The following is a 25101-nucleotide window of genomic DNA, read 5'->3' on the forward strand; positions in this document are numbered from 1 at the left end:
CTTGGCGCCGCTGCGGCCGCGGGTGGCGCTCGGGCCGTGCGGGGCGCTGCCGCGCGGCGCAGCCACGGTGCTGGCCACCAGCGGGGTGCGGGTGGTCTGGCTGCCGCAGAACGGCGGCTGCACCGGGCTGGAGGGCCGTCCGGCCGCCCCGCGGCCCGGCCTGGTACGGGAGTTGGCCGCGGCCCGGGTGCCGATGGCGGCCGGCAGCGGTGCTCTGCGGGACCAGTCCAACCCGGTCGGCCGAGCCGATCCGCTGGAGTCGGCCTACCTCCTCGCGGCGGGCGGGGAGCTGGACCCGGGCGCGGCGTACGACGCGGTGGCGAACCAGGCGCGGGCGACGCTCGGACTGCCGCCGGTCCGGGTGGACGCCGGGTTCCCGGCGGAGCTGCTGGCGGTGCGCGGGGACAGCCTGGCCGGGGCGCTCGCGGGCGGGCACAGCCGGCTGGTGGTGCACAGCGGCCGGGTGGTCAGCCGGACCAGCGCGGTACGGGAGTTCGCGGACACCGTGGCGCTGGCGCTGCCCCGGCAGTCCGGCGGCACGGACTGCTGAACCGACCGCTGCACCGACTGCTGAACGGACCGCTGAACAGGCTGCTGAACAGGCGCGACGGGCGGGTGGAGCGGCGGAAACCAAAGGGGCGCGCGATTCGCATCGCGCGCCCCTCCCCCATTACTGGCCGCCCTTGGATGGCGGCTGGAGCGGCCCCAGGCTTCCCCCACATGGAGCAGGGCCCGCTCGTTCCAGCACTGACACTACGACCACGGAGCACCGCCCCGACCGGCCTTGACGCTCTCCTGTCGCCCACCGGGCCCCTCTTGACGGCCCGTTGACGCCCCGCGCGGTCACGGCACGTAGCGGTAGCCGATCCCCGGCTCGGTGATCAGGTGCCGCGGCCGGGCCGGATCTCGCTCCAGCTTCCGGCGCAGCCCGGCGAGGTAGACCCGCAGGTAGTTGCCGCGCGCCTCCTGGGCCGGGCCCCACACCTCGCGCAGGATCTGCCGTCCGGGCACCAGCCGGCCGGGATTGGCGAGCAGCAGGCCGAGGATCCGCCACTCGGTCGGGGTGAGCCGCACCGGGCCGCTCGGGCCGAGCACCGTGGTGGCCGCGAGGTCGACGGTGTGGTCGCCGATCACCGGCCGGCCCGACGGGACCGGGTTCAGCGGCCGGCGCAGCACCGCCCTCAACCGGGCCAGCAGTTCGTCCATCAGGAACGGCTTGGTGAGGTAGTCGTCGGCGCCCGCGTCGAGGGCGCCGATCTTGTCGGCGGCGTCGGAACGGCCGGAGAGCACGATGATCGGCACCGCGCTGTGGGTGCGCAGTCCGCGCAGCACGTCCATGCCGTCGAGGTCCGGCAGGCCGAGGTCGAGCAGGACGGCGTCCGGGGCGGAGTGCGCGGCCCGGTCGAGCGCCTCGCCGCCGCTGGCGGCGGTGCGCACGGCGTACTTCCGGGCGCTGAGGTTGATCCGCAGGGTGCGCAGCAGGGCCGGTTCGTCGTCGACGACGAGGATCTCGCAGTTGTCGATGGTCCGTTCACTTCGTTCACTCATGGTGCGGTGGTTCCTCCCCGGTGGCGAAGTGCTCGGCGGTGAACTGCTCGGTGAGTTGCTCGGCGGTGAGTTGCTCGGTGGTGAGCTGCTCGGTGAGCTGCTCGGTGGTGAGCTGCTCGGTGGTGAACTGCGAGGTGGCGGCGGGCAGGGTGAGCAGCATGGTGGTGCCGCCCCCCGGGGTGTCCTCCACCTCCAGGCTGCCGCCCATGGCCTCGGCGAGGCCGCGGGAGAGCGCCAGGCCCAGGCCGACGCCGGTGGTGTTGTCGGTGTCGCCGAGGCGCTGGAAGGGCAGGAAGACCCGGTCGCGGTCCTCGGGGGCGATGCCGGGGCCGCGGTCGATCACCCGGATCTCGACCTGGTCGGCGTGGTGGCTGGCGGTGACCAGGACGGGCGCGCCGGGCGCGTTGTAGCGCAGCGCGTTGGTGATCACGTTGGCGAGCACCCGCTCCAGCAGCGGCGGGTCGGCGAGCACCGGCGGGGCGGTGTCCAGGTCCAGCGGCTGGACCGGCGCGTACGGGTCGGGGAGGCTGTCCAGCGCCCTGGGCAGGATCTCGTCCAGGTGGGTCTCGGTGAGGTGCAGGGTGAGCGCGCCGGCCTGGAGGCGGCTCATGTCGAGCAGGTTGTCCACCAGCCGGGTGAGCTTGACCAGTGACTCGTCGGCGGTGGCGAGGAGTTCGGCCTGGTCCTCGGGCGAGAACTCGACGTCGGGGCTGCGCAGTGAGCCGACCGAGGCGCGGGCGGCGGCGAGCGGGGTGCGCAGGTCGTGGCTGACGGCGGCGAGCAGCGCGGTGCGCATCCGGTCGGCGGCCTTGATCGGCTCGACCTCGGCGGCGACCACGGCCAGCCGGTCCCGCTCCAGTGCGGCGGCGACGTGGGCCGCGAAGGCGGTGAGCACCCGCTGGTCGGCGGCGGGCAGCCGGCGGCCGGTGAGGACCAGCAGGGCATCGGCCCCGACCGGGACCTCGGTGGTCTCGTGCCGCGCCCCGGCGTCGTCCGGGTGTTCGGCCTCGCAGTGGGCGAGCACCTCGCCGTCGGAGCGGGAGAGCAGGGCGACGGTCTGCATGCCGAAGGCCGTCCGGGACTTCTCCAGCAGGGCGGGCAGCGCGTCGGCGCCGCGCAGCACGCTGCCGGCCAGGGTGGAGAGGGTCTCGGCCTCGGCGGTGGCGCGGGCGGCCCGGGTGGTGAGCCGGCCGGCGTGGTCGACCACCGTGGAGACCGTGAGCGCGATGGCGGCGAAGACCACCAGGGCGACGATGTTGTTGGTCTCGCCGATGGTCAGGCTGTGGACCGGCGGGATGAAGTAGTAGTTCAGCAGCACCGAGGCGATGAACGCGGCCAGCAGGGCGGACATCGCGCCGCCGAGCAGGGCCACGATGACCACGCCGAGCTGGAAGATCAGCGCCTCGGTGGTGAGGTTGATGGTCCGGTGCGCCTGGGAGAGCACGGCGGTGAGCAGCCAGGGCACCACGAAGCCGGCCGCGTAGCCGAGGATGGTGCGGCGCCTGGAGTGGCGCCGGCCCAGCGAGGGCAGCCGGCCGCGGCCGGTGAACTCGTGGGTGACCATGTGGACGTCGATGTCCTCGGAGGCGTCCACGGTGGTCTGCCCGGTGCCCGGGCCGGTGAGGAAGCGGTTGATCCGGCCGCGGCGGCTGGTGCCGAGCACCAGCTGGGTGGCGTCGTGGGCGCGGGCGAAGGCCAGCAGCGCGATGGGGACGTCGTCGCCGACCACCACGTGGTAGCTGCCGCCGAGGCTCTCGACCAGCTGGCGCTGCTGGGCGAGCGCGGCGGAGGAGGCGCCGGCCAGGCCGTCGCTGCGGGAGACGTGCACGGCCATCAGCTCGCCGCCCGCGGCGACGGCGATCCGGGCGGCGCGGCGGACCAGGGTCTCGCCCTCCGGGCCGCCGGTGAGGGCGACCACCACCCGTTCGCGGGTCTCCCAGACCCGGTCGATGTTGTGGCTGGCCCGGTAGTCGCGCAGCCCCTCGTCGACCCGCCCGGCCACCCAGAGCAGGGCGAGTTCGCGCAGGGCGGTGAGGTTGCCGACCCGGAAGTAGTTGGAGAGCGCGGCGTCCACCTTCTCCGCCTTGTAGACGTTGCCATGGGCCATGCGCCGGCGCAGCGCCTGCGGCGCCATGTCGACGAGTTCGAGCTGGTCGGCCCGACGGACCACCTCGTCCGGGACGGTCTCGCGCTGCGGGATGCCGGTGATCTTCTGGACGACGTCGTTCAGCGATTCCAGATGCTGGATGTTGACGGTGGTGATGACGTCGATCCCGGCGGCGAGCAGTTCCTCGACGTCCTGCCAGCGCTTGGCGTGGCGGCCGCCGGGGATGTTGGTGTGCGCCAGTTCGTCGACCAGGACGACGGAGGGGCGGCGGGCGAGCAGCCCGTCGAGGTCCATCTCCTCGAACTCGGCGTCGCGGTAGGAGCGGTGGACGCGCGGCAGGACCTCCAGGCCGTCGATCATGGCCTCGGTGTGACGGCGGCCGTGGCACTCGATGTACCCGACCACGACGTCGGCCCCGCGCTCCTGTCTGCGCCGGGCCTCGTCCAGCATCCGGTAGGTCTTGCCGACCCCCGGGGCGGAGCCGAGGTACACCCTCAGGCGGCCGGTGCGGGTGCCGGAGCCGGGGGTGAGGTCGCGGGCCATGAGCACTGCTTCTTTCCATCAGGAGTCGACGGCTGGGCGGTACGCGTCTGCGGATACGGGGCAGCCGACCCGGGCGCGGGAGGCATCCTCCCGCGCCCGGGTCGGCCCGGTCACCCCGGCACGGGGTGCGGTGTCACTGTTCGGTCACTTCTGCTCGGTCACGTCTGCTCGGTCACTTCGCTTCGCTGACGGCCTTGTTGAGCAGCACGACGTTGACGCCCTCGTCACCGAGGAAGCCGACCGAGCGGCCCTCGGTGTACGTGTCGACCAGCTTGGCGACCGTCTCCACCGGCAGGTTGCGCTCCTTGGCGACCCGGTTGACCTGCTCCTTGGCGTAGGCCACCGAGATGTGCGGGTCGAGGCCGGAGCCGGAGGCGGTCAGCGCGTCGACCGGGACGCTGGCCGGGTCGACGCCGTCGAACTCGGCGGCGGCGGCGCGGCGGTCGTTGACGGCCTTGAGCAGGTCGTCGCTGTTCGGGCCGAGGTTGGAGGCGCCCGAGTTGTCGCCGGCGTAGTTGTTGGCGGAGGGCCGGGGCTGGAAGAACTTCGGGTCCGGCTTGGGGTCCTCCTTCGGGTCGTCCGGGTTGACCTTGGGCAGGTTGTAGTTCTGGCCGAGCAGGCTGGAACCGACTTCCTTGCCGTCGGACTTCACGATCGAGCCGTTGGCCTTGTCGCTGAACGCGACCTGGCTGATCCCGGTGACCAGCAGCGGGTAGGCGACTCCCAGGATCACCGTGAGCACGAGCAGCGCGCGCAGCGCGGTCCAGTGCGTACGGATGGTCGTCGGCAGGGGCTTGGACATGGTGTTTCTCCTTCCCGCGTCAGCTGAGGCCGGGGATGAACTGGACGATCAGGTCGATCAGCTTGATGCCGACGAACGGCACCACCAGACCGCCGAAGCCGTAGATCCCGATGTTGCGGCGCAGCAGGGAACTGGCGTCGGAGGGGCGGTACTTCACGCCGCGCAGGGCGAGCGGGATCAGGCCGATGATGACCAGGGCGTTGAAGATGATCGCCGAGGTGATCGCGGACTGCGGACTGTGCAGGCCCATGATGTTGAGGTGCTTCAGGCCCGGGTAGACCCCGGCGAACATCGCGGGGATGATCGCGAAGTACTTGGCCACGTCGTTGGCGATCGAGAAGGTGGTCAGCGCACCACGGGTGATCAGCAGCTGCTTGCCGATCTCCACGATCTCGATCAGCTTGGTCGGGTTGGAGTCCAGGTCGACCATGTTGCCGGCCTCCTTGGCCGCCATGGTCCCGGTGTTCATCGCGACGCCGACGTCGGCCTGGGCGAGCGCGGGGGCGTCGTTGGTGCCGTCGCCGGTCATCGCGACCAGCTTGCCACCCTCCTGCTCCTTCTTGATCAGGGCCATCTTGTCCTCGGGCGTGGCCTCGGCGAGGAAGTCGTCCACGCCGGCCTCCTCCGCGATCGCCTTGGCGGTCAGCGGGTTGTCGCCCGTGATCATGATGGTCTTGATGCCCATCCGGCGGAGCTCGTCGAAGCGCTCCCGCATGCCCTCCTTGACCACGTCCTTGAGGTGGATGACACCCAGGACGCGGGCCGGCTTGCTGCCGACCTTGGTGGCCACGACCAGTGGGGTGCCACCGGCGGCGGAGATGCCGTCGACCAGGGTGGCGACCTCGTCGCCGACCGAACCACCGTTCTCCGTAACCCAGTTGGAGACGGACCCGGCGGCGCCCTTGCGGACCTGGTGGACGCCGTCGGCCTCGTCCAGGTCCACCCCCGACATGCGGGTCTGAGCGGTGAACGGGACCCAGGTGGCGTGCGTCAACTCGCCCTGGGCGCGGGCCCGCAGACCGTACTCGGTCTTGGCCAGGACCACGATCGAGCGGCCCTCGGGGGTCTCGTCCGCCAGGGAGGAGAGCTGGGCGGCGCTGGCCAGTTCGTCGGTGTCCACGCCCGGGGCGGGCAGGAACTCGGCGGCCTGGCGGTTGCCCAGGGTGATGGTGCCGGTCTTGTCGAGCAGCAGGGTGTTGACGTCGCCGGCGGCCTCGACGGCGCGGCCGGACATCGCCAGCACGTTGCGCTGGACCAGGCGGTCCATGCCCGCGATGCCGATCGCGGAGAGCAGTGCGCCGATGGTGGTCGGGATGAGCGCCACGATCAGGGCGACCAGCACGATCATCGACTGCGGGGCGCCCGCGAAGGTGGCCATCGGCTGGAGGGTGACGACCGCGACCAGGAAGACGATGGTCAGCGAGGCCAGCAGGATGTTGAGCGCGATCTCGTTCGGCGTCTTCTGCCGGGCGGCGCCCTCGACCAGGGCGATCATCCGGTCGATGAAGGACTTGCCGGGCTCCGAGGCGATCTTCACCACGATCCGGTCGGACAGCACCTTGGTGCCGCCGGTCACCGCGGACCGGTCACCGCCGGACTCGCGGATGACCGGCGCGGACTCACCGGTGATCGCCGACTCGTCGACGGACGCGACGCCCTCGACCACGTCGCCGTCGCCGGGGATGACCTGCCCGGCCTCGACCACCACGTGGTCACCGAGCTGGAGCGCGGTGCCGGGCACCTCCTCCTCGTCCTGGGTGGCGGGCCAGTTGGTGAGCCGGCGGGCGACGCTCTCGGTCTTGGTCTTGCGCAGGGTGTCGGCCTGGGCCTTGCCGCGGCCCTCGGCCACGGCCTCCGCCAGGTTGGCGAAGATCGTGGTGAGCCAGAGCCAGACGGTGATCGCCCAGGCGAACACGGACGGGCTGGCGATCGCGGAGACGGTGGTGACCACCGAGCCCACCTCGACCACGAACATCACCGGGTTCTTGACCATCACCCGGGGGTCGAGCTTCTTCACCGCGTCCGGCAGCGACGCGACGATCAGCTTCGGGTCGAGGAGGCCGCTCTGCACTCTGTGCGGCGCGGCGGGCTCGGCCGGGTTGTCGGCCGGTGCGGGGTTGAGCGTAGGGGTGGACATCAGGAGAGACCTTCCGCGAGCGGCCCGAGGGCCAGGGCCGGGAAGTAGGTGAGGCCGACGACGATCAGGATCACGCCCGACAGCAGGCCCACGAACAGCGGCTTGTGGGTGGGCAGGGTGCCCGGAGTGGCCGGAACCGGCTGCTGCTGGGCGAGCGAGCCCGCCAGCGCCAGGACGAAGACGATCGGCAGGAAGCGGCCGAGGACCATCGCCAGGCCGAACGCGGTGTCGTACCAGTCGGTGTTGACCGTGATGCCGGCGAAGGCCGAGCCGTTGTTGTTGGCGGCCGAGGTGAAGGCGTACAGCACCTCGGAGAAGCCATGGGCACCCGAGTTGAGCATCCCGGCCCGCTCGCCCGGCAGGGCCATCGCCACACCGGTGCCGACCAGCACGATGGTCGGGGTGGTGAGGATGTACAGCGAGGCGAACTTCATCTCGCGGCCGCCGAGCTTCTTGCCCAGGTACTCGGGGGTGCGGCCGACCATCAGGCCGGCGACGAACACCGCGACGATGGCCAGGACCAGCATGCCGTACAGGCCGGAGCCCACACCGCCGGGCGCGATCTCGCCCAGCATCATGTTGAAGATCGTGATGCCACCGCCGAACGGCGTGAACGAGTCGTGGAAGGAGTTCACCGCACCCGTCGAGGTCAGCGTGGTCGAGGCGGCGAACAGCGTGCTGGCGGCGATGCCGAAGCGCTGCTCCTTGCCCTCCATCGCGCCGCCCGCGGCCTGCAGGGCGGTGCCGTGGTGCTGGGACTCGACGAGGGTCAGCAGGGCGACCGAGGCGATCCAGAACAGGCCCATCACGGAGACGATCGCGTAGCCCTGGCGGTTGTCCCCGACCATCCGGCCGAAGGTCCGCGGCAGTGCGAACGGGATCACCAGGATGAGGAAGATCTCCAGCCAGTTCGTGAGCCCGGTCGGGTTCTCGAACGGGTGGGCCGAGTTGGCGTTGAAGAAGCCGCCGCCGTTGGTGCCGAGCTCCTTGATGACCTCCTGGGAGGCCACCGGGCCGCCCGGGATCTTCTGGACGTCACCGGCGAGGCCGGTGATCTCGTGGAAGCCGTGGAAGTTCTGGATGACGCCGTTGGCGGCCAGGACCAGCGCGAACACGAGCGCGAGCGGCAGCAGCAGCCGCAGGTTGATGCGGACCAGGTCCACCCAGAAGTTGCCGATCCGGTCCGTCTTGTTCCGCGTGAAGCCCCGGATCAGCGTGGCGACGACGGCGATGCCGACGGCCGCGGACACGAAGTTCTGCACCGCCAGGCCCGACATCTGCACCAGGTGGCCCATCGCGGACTCACCGGCGTAGGACTGCCAGTTGGTGTTGGTGACGAAGGAGATCGCGGTGTTCCAGGCCTGGTGGCCCTCCATCTGCTTGACGCCCAGGTTCAGCAGCAGGTAGCCCTGGAGGCGGATCAGGCCGTAGAGGAAGAGCACCGAGACGGCCGAGAAGGCCAGCACCGAGCGCAGGTACACGGGCCAGCGCTGATCGGCGTCACCGTCGACGCCGATCACCTTGTAGATGCCGCGCTCGACTCTGAGGTGCTTGGCGGTGGTGAGGAGCTTGGCGATGTAGTCGCCAAGGGGGCGGTAGCACAGGGCCAGCGCGCCGACGAGGGCGAGGGCCTGCATCCAGCCCGCGAGAGTGGATCCCATGTCAGAACTTCTCCGGGAAGATCAGCGCCACGACGAGGTAGCCGACGAGAGCGACGGCCACGACCAGACCAGCGATGTTTTCGGCACTCACAGCTTCTCCACCCCCCGCGCGATCAGGGCGATGACGGCGAACACGGCAACCGTGACACCGACGTAGATGAGATCGGACATGGGCTCCACCAGCGTGCTTCGGGAGATGCCGCGGACGGGCCGAGTGGCTCCGTGCGGCACCGGCGGACGGCCGGCAGATGCAGCAAACCAGCCGTCTAGGCCGCGTTAGGGCGCCCTGACGCCCTCCATACGGGTGAATGCGGTCCGTTGACGCGACCTTGACGCCCGCTTCACCGGGCCGAGACCGTCGTGACCAGGCCGAGACCGGCCGTGCCCGGGCTGAGCGGGAGACATGCGTCGGGCCCCGGTACGGCTTCGCAGCCGTACCGGGGCCCGTGGGTTCACCCGTCAGTGTCCGAGCCCGCCGGCTCCCGCCGTCACATCCGCATCCGCAGCCGGCAGACCACCGCGTCGGTGTGCCGACGCAGGGCGCGGTCGATCACCGCGCCGCGCCGGTTCTGCAGCGCGCGCTGGTACCAGTGGGCGGGCTCGACCTCGGGGATCAGCACGGTGAGCCGGTCGTAGGCGTGCTCCTCGCCCAGCCGGTTGACGAAGTCGGCGATCGGCTGGCCGAGCCGCCGGTGGCCCTCCGGGATCTCCAGCAGCGGCACCCCGGGCTGCCACAGCTCCCAGTCCCGGCGCAGCGCCTCGGCGTCGGCCGGGTCGTGCACCACGGTCACCGCGAACACCTCGTCGCCCAGCGACAGCGCCGCCGACAGGCCGTCCCGGGTGAGCCGGGTGATCGCCGTCACCGGGACGACCACCAGGCTGCGCTGGCGGGTCACCGCGCCCGGCACCCGGCCGAGCTCCAGCCGTTCGCCGATCCGCCCGTAGCTGCGGTGGATCGCCTCGAACAGCACCACCAGCAGTGGCAGGGCCACCACGATGCCCCAGGCGCCCTCGGTGAACTTGGTGCCGGTCACCACGAGGGTCGCGACGCCGGTCAGCACCGCGCCGAAGCCGTTCAGCGCGGCCTTCCGGCGCCAGCCGGCCGGGCGGTTCCGGTACCAGTGCCGGACCATGCCGACCTGGCAGATGGTGAAGCCGACGAACACGCCGATCGAGAACAGCGGCACCAGGCTGTTGACGTCGCCGCCGGAGCCGACCAGCAGCGCGGCCGACACGGCAGCCAGGAACAGCACGCCGTACCGGTACACCTGGCGGTCGGCGCGCAGCGCGAAGACGTGCGGGAGGTGGTTGTCCCGGGCGAGCAGGTCCATCAGCACCGGCAGGCCGCCGAAGGAGGTGTTGGCGGCCAGGCCGAGCAGAACCACGGTGGCGAACTGGACGACGAAGAAGCCGAGGCCGTGGCCGAGCGAGGCGTCGGCGAGCTGGGCGAGCACGGTGACGCCGTCGACCGGCTGGAGGTGGAAGCGGCCGATCAGCACGGCCAGGCCGATCAGCATCACGCCGAGCAGGGCGCCGAGCGCGACCTCGGTGTGCTGGGCCCGCTTCACCCGCGGGGTGCGGAAGGAGGGGACGGCGTTGGCCACCGCCTCGACGCCGGTCAGCGCCGAGCAGCCGGCCGCGAAGGCCTTGAGCAGCAGCATTGCGCCGACCGCGGTGGCGTTCTCGGCCAGCACCGAGGCGTGGCCGGCGGCGGCCGCGGTACTGGCGGGGGCGTCGCGGAACAGGCCGACCACGATGATCGCCAGGATCGACAGCACGAACACGGCCGTCGGCACCATGAACCAGCGCGCCGACTCGGCGATGCCGCGCAGGTTGACGGCGGTCACCAGGGCGAGCACGCCCAGGCAGAGCCACACCCGGTCGTCGTACAGGCTCGGGACGGCGGAGGTCAGCGCGGCCACGCCGGCGGTCACCGAGACGGCGACGTTCAGGATGTAGTCGATCACCAGCGAGGCGGCGGCGGTCAGCGCCGTCCGGCGCCCCAGGTGGGCCTTGGCCACCGCGTAGGAGCCACCGCCGTCCGGGAAGGCCGCGATCACCTGCCGGTAGGAGGCGACCAGCACCGCGAGCAGGACGGCGATCGCCACCGTGACCGGCACCGTGAAGCCCAGCCCGTACCCGCCGGCCGCGCCCAGCACCAGCACGATCGACTCCGGGCCGTACGCCACCGAGGCCATCGCGTCCAGCGACAGGGCCGCCAGCCCGCCGAGCGCGCTGAGCCGGTGCCGCTCGTCGCCCGCCCCGGTATCCGGCGGTTCGTCGGCCGTCACGGCCGGGGTGGAGATGGCGCTGGACATCGGACGGACCTCCGCAGTCGGGTAGTTGCTCCGAATCCTGCGGTTCGCGCGCCCCGGCCGGGCCCGTCCCCTACGTGTTCCTGACGCCGCCACCAGTGCCCTTGACGCGGTCTTGACGCGGCGCGGCACGACGGGAGGGGTCTTGGCGGGGGTGGGGTGAGCCGTTGTCCCGGCGGGCGCCGGTTGGGAAGACGATCAGCTCGGTCGAAGGACTCCCACCCCCGACTCCCCACTTTGCTGCCTGTCAGAGGTAATTGCAAGCAATGTGCAACAACTACCCCCACCCGCGCCGGGGCACACGAAAGAGCCCCCGATCCGCGTTTCCGCAGATCGGGGGCTGTTTTCTATCCTGTGGCTGGTGCAGGGTTCGAACCTGCGTAGCTTGCGCGACAGATTTACAGACCGCCGCGCAAACATGTCCTGACCTGCTGAAACCTGGTTCGGCACCAGCCTTGGTCCGTGGCTGGTCCGGAGATAGGCCCCGAGGGTGCGGCCGGAGACGGCGGTCGCGAGGCGGAGGGCCTCAGCCGGTGAGCGCAGACCCTTGAGCCTCGCTATCGAAGAAGGACGAACGTCAAGGCAGCAGTGCCACCCAGAGCCGTGCCAGCAAGGATCTGCGCGATGGCGTGAGCCTTGAGGATGATCCGGGACCAGCCGATGGCACGGCGCCGAGTACGGCGGGGAGCGCCCAGGGGCCGAAGACCAGCAGAAGGATCGACGCTGTTGTGGATCGAGATCTGTGACCAGCAGTGAAGTGGCGAGTCCTACGAACATGGCGACCGCGAGTGCGGAGACGTCGGACGGCGCATCCAGGACGTAGAGCAGGGTGATGCCAACGGCTACCGAGATGAGGCTGAGGGCCATCGGGACAACCCGTTGACGCCGACCCCCAAGAGACTCAGCCCTGTGGAGAAGTAGCAGCCCCGGCCCTGAACGGACAAGGGGTGTTTGAACCGCGACGGAGGCCGCCGCGTTTGCCTTGCCCGACGTGGTCGACCTCACCTCGTGGTCAGTCTCGCTCGCGGGTCACGCGCCCGTACGGTCGAAGAGGACCAGGACCAGGACCAGGAACGAGACGGAACGGTGGAGCTCAACAGCGAGGCCCCCCAGATGGCCACCTGCACTCGGTGTAGGAGCGTTATCGAGCGGACCCCGTACCCCTCCGGTGCCTGCTTCGGGTGGCCTTGCCACGCCCGCCCCCGTCCCGAGGCCGCAGCCCGTCTCGAACTTCTCCTCCGGCCCGATCTCGACACCGTCCTGCCCGGCACCCGCCAGTCGGCGGAACCCGACGAACAGGCACAGCCCTCCAAGCCCCGCCGTCCGGCCAGGCTGAGCCACCGCCGGCATTCTCCTGCCCGCATCCGTGTCGAAGCTGTCGCCGCCCCGCCGCCCCCGTTCGGGCACGCTGGCCTGGTGCATGGTCAGGCTTGTGACGGCATAAAGGCACTAAAGATCAATTAAGACGCCGCCGCTCAATTTCGATCTTGGAATCATCACGCTATGTAGCGTGACCTTCGCAACACACCCGAACCGGACGTATCGCACTTCCCTCCTTGTACGATTGAGCGTGGCCACGGCCGCCGATCGACCGGCCACCGCGCACCTCAAGCACACGCTCCTGACTGCTAGCACCTCGCTACGAGTATCGGGTGGGGCCGGCGCAGAACACCAGCATTTCAATGGAGCGATTATGCGTTGGCGTAGAGACCCTTCACAGCGCGCACTCGTCAAGGAATGCATGCGCCTTCTCGCCGACCTACCCACTCCCGTTCCCTTCAGTGTCGAGGCGCTGGTGCGAAATATGGAGGGAGCGCTGGGTCGCCAGATTCGGCTTGTGCCACTGGATGACCCCGATGGGGGGCTGGGCACGGCATGTGGCCTCCGAGTCAAAGCACCGGCGTTCACACTCATTCTCTACCGCCGCCGTTCAAGCCGAAATCAAACCGAGCACATCATCCTGCATGAGCTTGCGCACGAATGGCTGGACCACGGGACCACCCTGACGGCTGCCGAGATCGAGCGATACGTCCCTGAACGTATCCGCCAGGAAGTGATCCGCCGTTTCCCGTCGACTCTGGTCCAAGGGCGCGTAGATTTTGACAGTCCCGAGGAGAAGCAGGCCGAGCTTTCGGCCTCACTGATAAAGCGGTTGGCGCGCCGCCAGTCGATCACGGGAGATGACATGGTCAGTCTCCTGGAATCCTCGCTCGCCCACCCAGTTGCCCCGCCGCGGCGCAAACGCTAGCCGCGATTGTACGGCAACCGCCGAGGTGTCGTTTCTGGCCTCATGACTACTCCGCACAAAACAGTCCACCTGCTGGCAACTAAGGCCGCCGTCAGCCGACCTTCCGGTCGGCAGGCACGTAGCCTGCATAGACAACCACTGGTTACATGTTCGACTACTTTAAATACCTGACCGCAGTAGTGATGGCCGCAATCGCCATATGGCGATTCCCCGCAGTTCGCTACGGTGACTCTCACCGCCGGGCGCTCTGGGGCGGTTATGCGGGATTCGCTGTAGCCCTGTGGCTCTACACGCCGGCAGTAATGGGTGCCGTAGATCGCATTCCCGTGGTGGACCTGGACGCTCTGCTGAGACACTTTGCCAGCACTGCGGCGACCATCGCAGCCCTGACCTACGTCGCGACCAGCTACGGGAAGAGTACGGAGGCAGTTGTGCCCCGTCACGTAGCGGTCTCCCGCTGGATCGCCCGCGTGTCCTATAAGGCGGGGGCTGTAGGCGTCACCCTGCTCACGGTCCTATTTTTCACCGTGGTGGACCGCAAGGCACAGAGCCAAGATTTCCTCATAGACCATGCTGGACAATGGGGAGTCGCGGTCTACATGACCGTCTTCTACGCCTTCCCCCTTGTCACGGCTACGGTCTGCGGCTACCAGTGGACGAGGGCAGCGCGACAGGCCGAGAGTACGAGCATGCGCATCGGGCTAGGCTTGATGGGGATTGCAATGTGGATGGGACTGGTCCATTCACTGTCCCGTCCCGGCCTCCTCTGGGTCGCGGTGGCCTTCCCCCTGAGCCCCTCCACAGTGCGGTTTGTCGTCGACGCCGAATCAATATGGATGGACCTGCTTTTCCTGCTCGTCGCCGTCGGCGCGAGCATTCCCACCACCCGCGCGGCAGCAGCCCGGTGGAAGACGTGGCGCACCCTGAACAGGATCTATCCACTCTGGTTCGACCTGGTGGAGGCATTCCCGGGGACGAGCCTGTATCCACCTGGGAGGCGCCTCACAGAACTTATGCACATGCGCGTCCCCATTGACGTCCGCCTCGACCGGTGGACCCAGGACATTGCTGATGCTTGTGAGAAGCTGCGCTATTACGCTCCACGAGACCTGATATTCGCCGCAGAGGATGCTACCGCCTCACATTCCGATCCTGAGCCGACCGCAGAGGCGTACTGGATTAAGGCCGCGCTCAAGGCCGTTGACACCACACCAGCAAATGTGGACGCCTCAGCCCCTCTGCGAGAGAAGCCTTTCGTTGATACCGACAGCGAAGCGGCGTGGCTCGCACGCGTCAGCACGGCCTACTCGAATACCACAGAGGATCAGGCACAGGAGCTTCTCGTATGCTCAGCGAGAGTGGAGTTCAAGGCCGATCGGTAGCTCGCAGTGAGGTCGCCCGATTATTCCCGGGGCGGCCTCATATCCGCCGCACTGGGTCGCAGCGTGGCGATCTTGAATTGCGGTCCGGCAAGTGAGGTTTAGCACCATCCGCGCCATGAACTGGTTTGGTACCGTGGGTATGCGGACTGATACGTCCCGATCCGCCCACAGGTGCCCCCTGGTCTGCGACGCACAGCTACTGTCGTCACCATATGTAGCCGGGGCCGTGACGCTGTCCGGGCGTCCGAAATCTCTCAACAATGGAGTTCCCGCATGTCCAACCGCCGCACTGGCCTCATCCTCGACTTCGGCGGAGTGCTCACCACCCCGCTCCTGCCCGCGGTGCTCGCCTTCGAGCAGCGCGAGGGCCTTCCGCAGGGCGCATGCCTCACGGCCCTGTACAAGGACGAGACAGGCGTCCGGATCACCAGCGACCTTGAGCGCGGAGCGGTCTCCCAGACTGAGTGGAACGAGTTCGCCGGCACGATGCTGGGCGTCGACCCCGAGGGTCTGATGGGCCGCATCTTCGGCGACCTTCGCCCTGAGCCGCTGCTGATCAACGCGGCTGCGGCGGCACGGCGCGCAGGGATCAAGGTGGGCATCCTGTCCAACTCCGTGGGCCTCGCACCCTGGGACCTGTACGACGGCTACGACCTGGAGCGGCTGTACGACGTCGTGGTGATCTCCGAGCACCACCTGATGCGGAAGCCCGACGCGGGCCTTTTCGAGGTCACGCTCAAGCTCATGGATCTGCCGGCTGCTGAGGCCATCTTCGTGGATGACACCTTGGCGTACGTGCAGGCAGCGGAGCAGCTTGGCCTGGCTGGGGTGCACAACCAGGACCCGGCGCAGACGGTGGCCACTCTCTCCGAGCTGCTCGGCGTAGACCTCACCGCGTAGTAGCCGGGCGCTGTGTGCGCCCACATCTCGGTGCAGCAAGAGCTCGATCGTGAGGCTCCGAGGCCATGAACAGCGAAGGGACTGCGGTCCCGCCCCGTGCTGGGGCGGGACCGCAGTCCCTTCGCTGTTGTCGGGCATGGCCTGGCGGTAACACAGCTCGTTCGCCCTGCTTCCCGGGCGCGGTCGACCGTTGGCAGCAGGCACGACGCCTGTAGCGGAAACCGCTCAGGGGTCAAGCCTGCGAGGGCGACTTGCCGACGGCGTCACTCCTCGTCCGGCACCTCTGGCAGCTTGTGCTTCAGCTCTCCGACAACCTCGTTGATCTTGGCCATCATCTCGGCGGACAGACCCCCGCCGCTGCCCCGGGCAGCCAGCCCGAGAATCTGTCCTCGGTGAATCGAGCCGAGGAAACGGACCGCCTCCAGGAATTCGCGGGCCGCAGGGTCGACCTCGGCATCGTCCTCGAAGAGGGCGACGTCGACTTGGAGCGCCTCGGCCAGGCCGGCGCGCACTACCTCGGAAGCCTCGGTTGTGGCGCCCGCGCGAAGGGCGACGATGTCCTCGACTGTAACGACTGGCCCGCCCGCGTGATCATTTACGACCCGCGCGATTTCCTCGCCAGAGGGCGCCTCCTGGCCCACGTACCCGTGCGCCAAGAGGTAGTTGACCTTCTCGCCGATGGTGCGGGGCGCCGACGCCTGCTCGTCACGCGAGGCCGCGGGGCGAAGCCCGAACGAGCAGTCCTGGGCGGCCTGCAAGACCTCCTCGGTTACCCCGTATGCCTCTGCGAGCGGTGGCACATAGGCGTCGTTGAGCCTGCGCCGACCGGACTCCGCGTTGCTCAGCGGCACGCGGCTCGTGCCGATGATCGCAGCGGCCTGCGCCACGGTGAGGCCGGCATCGCATCGCAGGAGCTGGAGGTCCGGCGGCCCGTCGTGAGGGAAAAGAACATCGAGCGGCTGACCGAGCGCCGCTGCAATCGCGGGGAGCTTCTCACCCTTGGGGTGGTCCTCGCCGTTCTCCCATCGCGCGACGGCTGGGCCGCCGACGCTCACCTTGGCGCCCAACTCACCCTGGCTAAGGTCCTTGGCCCGCCGGACAGCACGTACGCGTCTGCCGTCGAACTGACGTGGGGACACATGAACTCCAGCGACGATCGGGCGGGTCGGGGCGGCGGCAGGGCAACTTTAGTACCTTGATACATCCACGCAAATAGTGTACGTTTTTGTATCGCACCCGCTAGTCGGGCTCCGCCTTCTCTATGGTGCCAGGCGTCCAGGAGCTACCAACTCCTGGACGCCGGGCCAGCACCCCGAGGGGCACCGATTCACTACAACGCGGGCAGCGGAACATCTTTGGAGAGAGGCCGCTGCGTGCGTTTCTAGCAACCATGGAGTATCGCATGCTTGCCATGCCGAAGGGAATCCCTTCCCCAGTATCTGGCCTCTGCCGGCGGCGGCTTGAGCGCGCCATCAGGCGCATCAGCTTCCTCTCCGTCCCGTGCGGGAGCCAGGCCGCGCCAGCAGCCGGGCGCGAGCTCGGCCCCGAAACGGCGGCCCAGCCGGGAGGAACAGCTACTCACTGCACGTGCACGTCCCCCCTCTTGTCGGAGCCCGCACAACCGGCCGTGTTCCTCCGGCTCGAAGCGTGAGGGCGGCAGTGGCCGACGCGGACGACCTCGACGTCGAGTTCTCGGTCCCTGGCGATTCGCGCTTCTACAACTTCGCGAAGCCTGTTACCGAAGTCTCGGTCGACAGCGAAGCCGCGTAGCTTACGCCTCCCCATTGCCGAGAGTTTCAACAGCTCTCGATTCCTCTTCTCGCACCGGGCCGGATACGGCGCTGCGTGCCGCTAGCACCATGAGGCGAAATGAGAACCAAAATATCCGACCTCTCCGAGGCGGCTTTGCGGGGCGATTGGGACCCCCTTATCAGGGAATCCGAGAAGGCCCAGGGAAAGCACTGGGCCGAGAATGCTCGGTGTGCCGGGCGGAATACCAACATGTTCTTCCCCCGTGGGGATGGTCCGCAGTCCGAGCCGGTGGAAACGGTGGAACGGCTTGGCCTTTCCCTGGTCGGGCCGCTGAATCTGTGCGCGGCCTGCCCGCTGACGACAGCCGCCCGATGCCTGATCGAGGCCCTGCGGGACGACGAGGAGTTCGGGATTCGCGGAGGTCTGATCGCCTCGGAGCGCTCCGCTCTGCGGTCCAGATGGCAGCAGCGCGCGGACAAGGGGGCCGTTGTGCGGGCCCTGCGGGGCTCTACCGCAGCGTTGAGCAAGGCTGAGCGCAACGAGGTGATCGCCCGGTTCGCAACGGACCCCACGAGTGACGCCGCTGCCGTGGCGAGGGGCCTCGGGATCACACACGAGTACCTGTTGAAGCTCGCGCGGACCTACCGGCAGAAGCGCCGGACCGAACTGGCTGCGCCGCCGGTTCAAAGCGCTAACGCTGCCTGACGGCGGCAAGGAAACGATTTCTTCCAGCAAGGAATCCCTTGCTGTCCGGGAGCCTCCCCCATGCCTCAGAACGACCTTACAGCCTCGACGCGGAAAAGCCTCGGGGAAGCAATCGGCGACATTGCGCGCACTGCGGTGCTTGTCCGGATCTTCCCGGAGCGACGGGCCGCCACTTACCTGTTCGAGCTGGATTTCCATCGCATGTTCCTCGGCCGCAATGCGGAAGAAGATGCGGCGCGACTGATCCGCCGGACCTTCGGCAACGTCGCGGACTGGCGGCTAGCCCACGACTTCTACCGTCCGACTGGGGAGCTCTACCTCACCCCGGAGCCACACCAGGACGGGTACATCCCGGAAGACGACCAGTCCTTCGGCCTCGCACCGACGCGGATCATAGCGATATTCGATGGGAACTCCGAATGAGCGAAATAGCCACGGCCCTGGTCTGGGCGGAGTCCAAGTCGTGCAGGGGTTCGCGGCTTGTCCTGCTGGCTCTCGCCCGAGAGGCAGACGATCAGGGCCGGGTGGCCCTGACCCTGGAGGAGATATCGCGACTGACCGGGCTCACAGTCCGCTCGATCACGACGTGCCTGAGCAACCTGGCGTCGCTCGGAGAACTCAGCCGCGAGCGCGGAGGAGGGGCCGCCAATCCCAACAGCTACTCGATTCTCCTCCTCGGCCAGGCCGGCGACACTCCGGCGCATACAGGAACAGAACTTCCCACTTCGGACTCTCATGTGCCGCAATCCGGAGAGATATTCCAGGAAGGTGCTTCCCGGAAATCCTCCGATGCGACCTCAAGGTGGAAGTCGCTTCAAAGTGAGTCGGAAGTTTCTTCCCCGCCTGCGCCTGGTGGTAATACTCCCTACGGGAGTATTACCACCCAAAAGCAAGCTAGCTTTTCTGCTTCGAATCTCCGGGAAGTCCCGGCCGGACAGGACTCGGTCGAGGTCCCGGAGGGCTCCAAGGAGCTGGTGGCGGCGATGACCGCTGCCGGGATGGTCGTCGGCTGGCGGCTGACCGGAGCCGAGTGGGAGCGGGTAACAGCCCTCTCGGCCCGCTGGGGGCACGAACGGCTGGTCGAGATGGTCGCCCGGCGCTGGAACGCCGACCGCCCGCCGCTGTCTGCCCGCTACCTGCTCCGCATCTGGGCGGATCTCCCGGACCAGGCCCCGGCACCGGCGGCACAGACCAACGTCGTCCCGCTGCGGCGGCAGCCCGGAACGCGGGTTCCGTTCCAGAACACCGCCCAGCCCAGCGCTTACCAGAACGGATTTTGATCATGGCCCACCCAGAGCGCGCGGCCAGCGCCACATCCCTTCGGGCCATGGAACGGATACTCGCAGCGAGAGGGCTACAGGTCGTGCCGGAAGAGATTGGCGACGACTCACCGGAGGCGAACCCGGGTGATCGGCAGTGGCACCACCGGACCCGCGCGGAGTACGCGCTGAACCGCTGGAGCGCCGCGACTCCGCCCCGATATCTCGACGCCGAAGCGACCCTCCCGGAGGTCGCGGCCTGGGCCGATCGCGCCCTGGCTGACAACGCCACTGTCGGTGCCCTGCTCCTGACCGGCCAGACCGGCACGGGCAAGACGCACGAGGCGTATGGGGCGCTAAGGAGGATCGCGGCTGGCGGCCCGGACCGGTTCGAGGTGATCGCCCTCAACTCGGCCGACATGTACGGCCGGCTGCGGCCCTCCCAGGTCATGGGTGCTGCCGAGCGTGAGCTGCGTCGGCTCAGCGAGGTGCAGTACCTGCTGCTGGACGACCTCGGTACGGCGAAGACCTCGGAATGGACCGAGGAGGTGACGTACCGCCTCATCAATCACCGGTACAACCACTGCCTCCCGACGATCATCACGTCCAACCTGCCTGCCCGGGACGAGAACGGGCCGGACCTGACCGACTTCGTCGGGGCCCGGGTGGCGAGCCGACTGGCCGAGATGGTGACCAGCCTCGTCCCGATGATCGGCGGGGACCGTCGGCGCGGCCGGAGGGCGGCCTGATGCCCGTTCGCCTGCAAGGAGCCGCGCCGGACGCCGCAGCCCTGTCCACAGCCTGTGCATACGTGGGGCCTCTCAGCCCGTACGCGAACCCGTTCACGACCGGGGAGCGCAGCCCTTCACCAGCCAGAGCGCCGATGGACGCGGAGGAGGCGGTGGACCTGTTCGCCGCCACACTCCGGGGCCCGGTGGGCCGCCTATACGCCGACGAGTTCGCCCGCGCGCTCCGTGGCCTCGACCTCATGTGCACCTGTCCCCTAGACGTGTCGTGCCACGCGGACGTTCTTCTCCGTCTCGCCAACGGCCACGTCGACAGCAACACGATCTCCACCAGCAACTCCTTGGAAGGCTCCCCGATGCCCCACTCGATCATGGTCTCTGCGGCCGAACACCTCACGGCTGGTGAGAAGCGGCGGACCGCGGCGCGGGAAGACGCCTTCCGCACCTGGGGCCCCCGGTCCACCAAGGCAGCGGCCCACTACGCCTACCAGCTCCTCGGCGCTGAGGCGGCCACGCTGGAGTGGCAGACGCTGGGTCTCCTGTCCTTCGAAGAGCACCTCCAGGCGTTCGCCTCCCTCGACACGGTGGGCGGCCAGCACCTGGAGCTGTATTACTCCGACCATGGCGGCACGGAATCCATCACACTGCGGGTGTCGTGCATGAGCTGCCCCAGCCAGCACGTGCGCGAGGTGACCTCCCTGGAGCAGCTCGGCCAACTGCTGTCGCAGACTCCGGCCTGGCCGTTCATCGCTCCGCAGGACGGGGGCAACCTCTGATGGCCCGCACGCCCATAGAGCCGACGAAGGCGGCGCCACAGAAGGCCGTCCCCATGCAGAGCATGACGGCCTGGGACCGTGCGGCGGTCACCCTGCTCGGCGCGGCCGGCTTCGCGTTCTCCTACGACGCACTGCGGCAGATCGCCGTCGCGATCCACGCCCGGGAGTCCCTGAGCTACCTCTTCCCGATCTTCGTTGACGGCTTCATTGCGTACGGCGTCCGCGCGATATTGCTGCTCCGCCACCGGCCGTTCTTCGCCCGGCTGTACACCTGGTTCCTGTTCCTGGCGGCCACCGCGGCGAGCCTGGGCGCGAACGCCCTGCACGCGATCACGCTGAACCGTGGTCCGCAGTCCGCGCAGTCCGCGCTGCACCTCACGGACAGCGTCGTCGCGGTGCTGTCGATGCTCGCGCCGTTGGCGCTGGCGGGCTCGGTCCACCTGTACATCCTGATGGCGCGGACCACCGAGTTGTCCGTCCGGGACGGCGCGGACGGCGGTCCCGGACCGGTCCGCGAAGCCGTCCAGCCGCCTGCGAGGGGTGAGGAGACGCCGGAGCGCCGCTCGGCGGAGTTCGGGCCGGCGACCGGAGCGGTGGCCGTCCCGTCCGCGCCGTCCGCTGCTGTACCCGTGATCGTTGACCTGCGAAAGTCCGGAAGCGGCCACGACGGAGCGCCTGCTACGGAGGGTCCGGGTGTTCACCCGTCGGCAGCGGCGGACCCGGCGGACGGGGGTCAGGTCCTGACGGACGGGCGGGCCGCCGGTGTCGCGGACGGGGAGGTGCTGGTTCCCTCTCCTGCGGCTGCTGAGGCCCCGGTTCCAGAGCCGGTCCGCGAGCACGCGGACGGCGGCGAGCCGTCCGTCCCGGACGACGCCGAACTCCCGCAGGACCGGGAAGCCGCCGACGACGGGTGGCTTGAGGAACTGCTGCCGGTCGCGCGAGCGGCCTACCAGGAGAGCGGACGGATCAGCCGCGACGCGATCAAGGAGGCCGTCCGAGCACACCAGCCGATCAGCAACGATCGCATGGGGGCTCTCCTGGCCCGGTTGAAGGACGAGGTGGACCAGCGCGCGACCGCCCCCGCCGGTGCCTCCAGCGCCCTTTGGTGATCTCATCGCATTGGTGTCGCGTGGTCGCTGCGGTCCCCGCCGCAGCGACCACGACCGGCCCCGTTGACCAGGAAGGAAAGGCCATGTGGCGACGTCGGCAGAACCGCGCCGAGGAGACCGCCCGCGCCGAAGGCGTGCAGGCAGCATCCGCGCTTGCGGTTCATCTCCAGAACGGCGGCCAGCTGGTGCCGGTCGAGGCAGCGGACGTCCCGCTGGCCGAGGACGAGACGATCTTCGCGGACGTGTGGTGCTCGGCCGCCCGGTTCTACGGGACCGACGTCGTATATCCGCGGTCGACGGGGTACTGGGAGAACCACCCGACGTTCGGCCGGCAGTGGGTGCCCAACCCGCACGACGCCCGGCGGCGGCGCGAGGCCGAAGCCGCCGCCGAACCGCACTGGCGTGACCACACCCCGGCCCGCCTCGCCCTGACCTCCGCGGGAGTACGGCTCAGGCCGACCGGCTCGCCAACCTGGATGCCGTTCGACCACTGCCTCCTCACCGAGCTCACGGCAGGGCCGGGCGAACTCGTGCTCTCGTACAGCGTGTGCGCCCCGCTGCTGATCGCCGGGCCCGCCACCGCCTGGCTCGGGGTGGCGATCGAGCACCTTCGCCAGACCGACTGAAACAACCTCTCGACCAAGAAGCCGGAACCTAATTCCAGGAATTAGGTTCCGGCTTTTTTTGCTGATTCGAGTTGTCCGCAGACCTCTGTGAGGATTTAGGCACGGCCAACGCCACAAGGCGATTTTCGGCCTGTCGGAGCCCATCCGCCGGGCTCCCCTTTCCTGAGAGGGGCTGATGGCCTTGATATGAGCTACCGCCTCTCACGCACCGCCCCCGAACTATGTCATGGGTTGACGGTCACTGGAATCGGTATCTGACCTGCATGAAGGTCTGCCGACGGCTCCGGGAACAGCCCAAGGAAAGGTGCGGCGCAGAGCTGTCACCGATCCCCTAATTCTACGGCGCCGAATCGCCGATAAAGCCCGCAGGGGCAATCCTACTCCGCGAAGTGGTGTTGCGACCCCGTCCACACTGGGGCCGAAACACCCGATCTATCGAAATCCCCTCGCACCAAGATTGTGAATTCCGCATGCCTCGATCCAGCCGTTTCATACGCATATCCGCAGCCGTGGGCGCCGTCGGCACGCTGGCCGCGCTCTCGACCGGCTGCTCTTCGGGCGCTTCCCACCCCTCGGTCGCCCAGCCGAGCGCCGTCTCGGTGGGCATCCCGGAGCCGACTGCGGTCCGCGCCTCCGCAGGCCCGGCGACACCGCCGAGCACCGATCTGCCGGCGGACGTCGAGCAGACGGCGCGGGCGTTCACCGCGGCCTACGCCGAGCACGATGCTCGCGACGGCAAGGACGGTTCCTACGCCGATGCCGGCGGCCGAGCAGCCAAGTTCGCGACCGGCGAGTTGGTGGACAACCTGAGCCAGAAGCGGCCGGGCCAGGATGCCGAGTGGGCCAAACTGCGCGCCGAGCAGGCCATCCAGACAGTCGAGATCACCTCTGCCGCCACCCCCGACGGCGCTCCGGGCCCGACGCAGACCTCCGCACTGGTTCGCGTGCACTACACCCTGACCACCACCCCGCACTCCGGGACGGAACAGCGCAGCAACGAACAGCTCGCCCTCCGCCTGGAGCACACCTCCCAGGGCTGGCGCGTCACCGCGCTGCCCTGGGCGTGACGAGACCCGATGAGCAAGGGCACACAACTGGGCCTCGGAGTTGCTGCGGCGCTTACCGTCTCGGCAATCACGTTGCTGACCACCTTCGGCGGAGCCGACAGCGCCTCCGCCCAGGAGACCGGCCCGGGTGGAGGCATCGCCACCGACGCTCCCGTTCCCGGCTGGGTCCGCGACCTCGTCAACAAGCACGCCGGCGAGTGCCCACAGGTCACGGCGTCGCTCCTGGCCGCCCAGCTCTACACCGAGTCCAACTTCGACCCCAAGGCCGTGTCCCCAGTTGGAGCCCAGGGCATCGCTCAGTTCATGCCCTCCACCTGGGCCCAGTACGGCGTGGACGGGGACGGCGACGGGATCAAGGACGTCTTCGACCCGGCCGACGCCGTTGCAGCGCAAGCCAAGTACGACTGCGTTCTAGCCGCCGAAGTCAAGGGCGTGCCGGGAGACCCCGCGGAGAACATGCTCGCCGCGTACAACGCGGGCAGCGGTGCCGTGATCAAGTACGGCGGCATCCCTCCATACGCCGAGACCCGCGACTACGTGAAGAACATCCGGGACCTGGCCGCGAAGTGGGCGGACAGCATGTCGCCGAACTCCCCCGGCAGTGACGGCGCCGCTCGGGCGGTGGCCGCAGCGAGGACGGCCTTGGGGACCTGGTACCAGTGGGGCGGCAACTGCGTCTCGCCGTATACGGGTTCGGACGGCTGCGACTGCTCTTCGCTCACCAAGATGGCCTGGGCCTCGGCCGGCGTGAACCTCCCGCGGACGACTTTCGACCAGGTCAATTCCGGCACAGCCGTGGCCAGCGTCTCTCAACTTGCCCCGGGGGACCTGCTGTTCACCCCGGGATCGGACGGCAGCGCAGCGGCTCCTGGACACGTCGGGATGTACATCGGCGACGGCCAGGTAATCGAGGCGCCGCACACGGGAGCGGTCGTACGGATCACTCCGCTCACCCAGTGGACCGGCTCGGCGGGCGCGATCAACACCATCGTCGCAATGCGACATATCGCCTAAACCATCACAAACCTTCTGTTTCTTGCCTTAATGAACCCAAAAGGATTGAACATGTACCATCTCCTCGCTGCCGCTGCCAACCCCTCCCTCCACGCCACCCTCGCCGCCGGGGCTGACGTCGTGTCCGGCGTGACCCCGGACTGGGGCCCGTTCTCGAAGCTCGGCTCCACGGCGAAGGTGATCCTCGGCGTCATGGCCGCCGTCACCCTCGTCATCGGCGCCGGCGCGTTCTTCGCGGGCGTCGGCAAATCCAAGGGCTGGTTCGGCGAGGGTCACAGCACCATGGAGAGCTCGCGGGGCAAGGGCATGATGGTCGGGGGTCTGACCTGCGTCTTCCTCGTGGCGAGCTTCGGCACCATCTTCGCCATCACGTACGGCATGGGTGTGTGACCCATGGCCTCTCG

Annotated in this window: 21 protein-coding genes and 1 pseudogene; 14 read left to right on the forward strand and 8 right to left on the reverse strand. The window is 68.9% G+C overall.

From position 1 onward, the window contains the following. Positions 1–550 (forward strand): annotated as a pseudogene (locus BG452_RS01450) (hydrolase); the annotation flags it as partial. 293 nt (positions 551–843) lie between these two features. Here BG452_RS01450 and BG452_RS01455 read toward each other — a convergent pair. The 7 genes from BG452_RS01455 to BG452_RS01485 all read right to left on the reverse strand — a co-directional run bounded on the left by BG452_RS01455 (position 844) and on the right by BG452_RS01485 (position 11116). Continuing rightward, positions 844–1548, reverse strand: coding sequence for a response regulator (locus BG452_RS01455; protein WP_188302268.1), 705 nt, complete (start codon positions 1546–1548; stop codon positions 844–846). Beyond that, positions 1541–4198, reverse strand: coding sequence for an ATP-binding protein (locus BG452_RS01460; RefSeq protein ID WP_188302269.1), 2658 nt, complete (start codon positions 4196–4198; stop codon positions 1541–1543). Before BG452_RS01460 ends, BG452_RS01455 begins: the two co-directional genes overlap by 8 nt. 172 nt (positions 4199–4370) lie before the next feature. Then, positions 4371–5000 carry a potassium-transporting ATPase subunit KdpC gene (kdpC, locus tag BG452_RS01465; RefSeq protein WP_188302270.1) on the reverse strand — a complete coding sequence of 210 codons (630 nt, stop codon included), beginning with the start codon at positions 4998–5000 and terminating at the stop codon, positions 4371–4373. Between the two features lie 19 nt (positions 5001–5019). After that, a complete protein-coding gene (kdpB, locus tag BG452_RS01470; RefSeq protein WP_188302271.1) occupies positions 5020–7137 on the reverse strand; it encodes a potassium-transporting ATPase subunit KdpB in 2118 nt (705 codons plus the stop codon). After that, entirely contained in the window at positions 7137–8798 is a 1662-nt protein-coding gene (gene kdpA, locus BG452_RS01475) for a potassium-transporting ATPase subunit KdpA (RefSeq protein ID WP_188302272.1), read from the reverse strand. Before kdpA ends, kdpB begins: the two co-directional genes overlap by 1 nt. Before the next feature lies 1 nt (position 8799). Then, on the reverse strand, positions 8800–8889 hold the full coding sequence (gene kdpF / locus BG452_RS46875) for a K(+)-transporting ATPase subunit F (RefSeq protein ID WP_045693083.1): 90 nt from the start codon (positions 8887–8889) through the stop codon (positions 8800–8802). 397 nt (positions 8890–9286) lie between these two features. Next, on the reverse strand, positions 9287–11116 hold the full coding sequence (locus BG452_RS01485) for an APC family permease (RefSeq protein WP_188302273.1): 1830 nt from the start codon (positions 11114–11116) through the stop codon (positions 9287–9289). A 1738-nt stretch (positions 11117–12854) separates the two neighbouring features. Between BG452_RS01485 and BG452_RS01490 the strand changes: the two genes are divergently transcribed. The 3 genes from BG452_RS01490 to BG452_RS01500 all read left to right on the forward strand — a co-directional run bounded on the left by BG452_RS01490 (position 12855) and on the right by BG452_RS01500 (position 15643). After that, positions 12855–13361, forward strand: a complete 507-nt coding sequence (locus tag BG452_RS01490) for a hypothetical protein (protein WP_223241603.1) — start codon at positions 12855–12857, stop codon at positions 13359–13361. A gap of 146 nt (positions 13362–13507) precedes the next feature. Further along, positions 13508–14743, forward strand: coding sequence for an MAB_1171c family putative transporter (locus BG452_RS01495; protein WP_188302274.1), 1236 nt, complete (start codon positions 13508–13510; stop codon positions 14741–14743). A gap of 273 nt (positions 14744–15016) precedes the next feature. Continuing rightward, complete coding sequence (locus tag BG452_RS01500; RefSeq protein WP_188302275.1) at positions 15017–15643, forward strand: HAD-IA family hydrolase; 627 nt, start codon at positions 15017–15019, stop codon at positions 15641–15643. Positions 15644–15906: 263 nt separating this feature from the next. Here the strand turns inward: BG452_RS01500 and BG452_RS01505 are convergent, their stop codons facing one another. Next, positions 15907–16782 carry a helix-turn-helix domain-containing protein gene (locus BG452_RS01505; protein ID WP_188302276.1) on the reverse strand — a complete coding sequence of 292 codons (876 nt, stop codon included), beginning with the start codon at positions 16780–16782 and terminating at the stop codon, positions 15907–15909. Between the two features lie 730 nt (positions 16783–17512). Here BG452_RS01505 and BG452_RS01510 point away from each other — a divergent pair. The 10 genes from BG452_RS01510 to BG452_RS01560 all read left to right on the forward strand — a co-directional run bounded on the left by BG452_RS01510 (position 17513) and on the right by BG452_RS01560 (position 25087). Then, positions 17513–18100: a WhiB family transcriptional regulator gene (locus BG452_RS01510; protein ID WP_223241605.1), complete on the forward strand. Its 588-nt coding sequence runs from the start codon at positions 17513–17515 to the stop codon at positions 18098–18100. Between the two features lie 60 nt (positions 18101–18160). Next, complete coding sequence (locus BG452_RS01515) at positions 18161–18523, forward strand: hypothetical protein (RefSeq protein ID WP_188302278.1); 363 nt, start codon at positions 18161–18163, stop codon at positions 18521–18523. Positions 18524–18624: 101 nt separating this feature from the next. Further along, positions 18625–19380 (forward strand): hypothetical protein, encoded by a 756-nt coding sequence (locus BG452_RS01520; RefSeq protein ID WP_188302279.1) that lies wholly within the window; start codon positions 18625–18627, stop codon positions 19378–19380. Positions 19381–19382: 2 nt separating this feature from the next. Continuing rightward, positions 19383–20108, forward strand: coding sequence for an ATP-binding protein (locus tag BG452_RS01525; protein WP_411292869.1), 726 nt, complete (start codon positions 19383–19385; stop codon positions 20106–20108). Further along, entirely contained in the window at positions 20108–20881 is a 774-nt protein-coding gene (locus tag BG452_RS45205) for a DUF6195 family protein (protein WP_223241606.1), read from the forward strand. Before BG452_RS01525 ends, BG452_RS45205 begins: the two co-directional genes overlap by 1 nt. A 53-nt stretch (positions 20882–20934) precedes the next feature. Continuing rightward, positions 20935–21990: a DUF2637 domain-containing protein gene (locus BG452_RS01540; RefSeq protein WP_188302281.1), complete on the forward strand. Its 1056-nt coding sequence runs from the start codon at positions 20935–20937 to the stop codon at positions 21988–21990. 83 nt (positions 21991–22073) lie between these two features. Then, a complete protein-coding gene (locus tag BG452_RS01545) occupies positions 22074–22616 on the forward strand; it encodes a hypothetical protein (RefSeq protein WP_188302282.1) in 543 nt (180 codons plus the stop codon). A 509-nt stretch (positions 22617–23125) separates the two neighbouring features. Beyond that, the gene (locus BG452_RS01550) at positions 23126–23683 is read left to right on the forward strand and encodes a hypothetical protein (protein ID WP_317620855.1); all 558 of its coding nucleotides are present in this window, start codon (positions 23126–23128) and stop codon (positions 23681–23683) included. A gap of 9 nt (positions 23684–23692) precedes the next feature. Next, positions 23693–24697, forward strand: coding sequence for an NlpC/P60 family protein (locus tag BG452_RS01555; protein WP_188302284.1), 1005 nt, complete (start codon positions 23693–23695; stop codon positions 24695–24697). A gap of 51 nt (positions 24698–24748) precedes the next feature. Further along, positions 24749–25087: a hypothetical protein gene (locus BG452_RS01560; RefSeq protein WP_188302285.1), complete on the forward strand. Its 339-nt coding sequence runs from the start codon at positions 24749–24751 to the stop codon at positions 25085–25087. The last annotated feature ends 14 nt before the right edge of the window (positions 25088–25101 follow it).

The organism is Streptomyces sp. CBMA123, assembly GCF_014596465.1.
In the GTDB taxonomy this organism is placed as follows: domain Bacteria; phylum Actinomycetota; class Actinomycetes; order Streptomycetales; family Streptomycetaceae; genus Kitasatospora.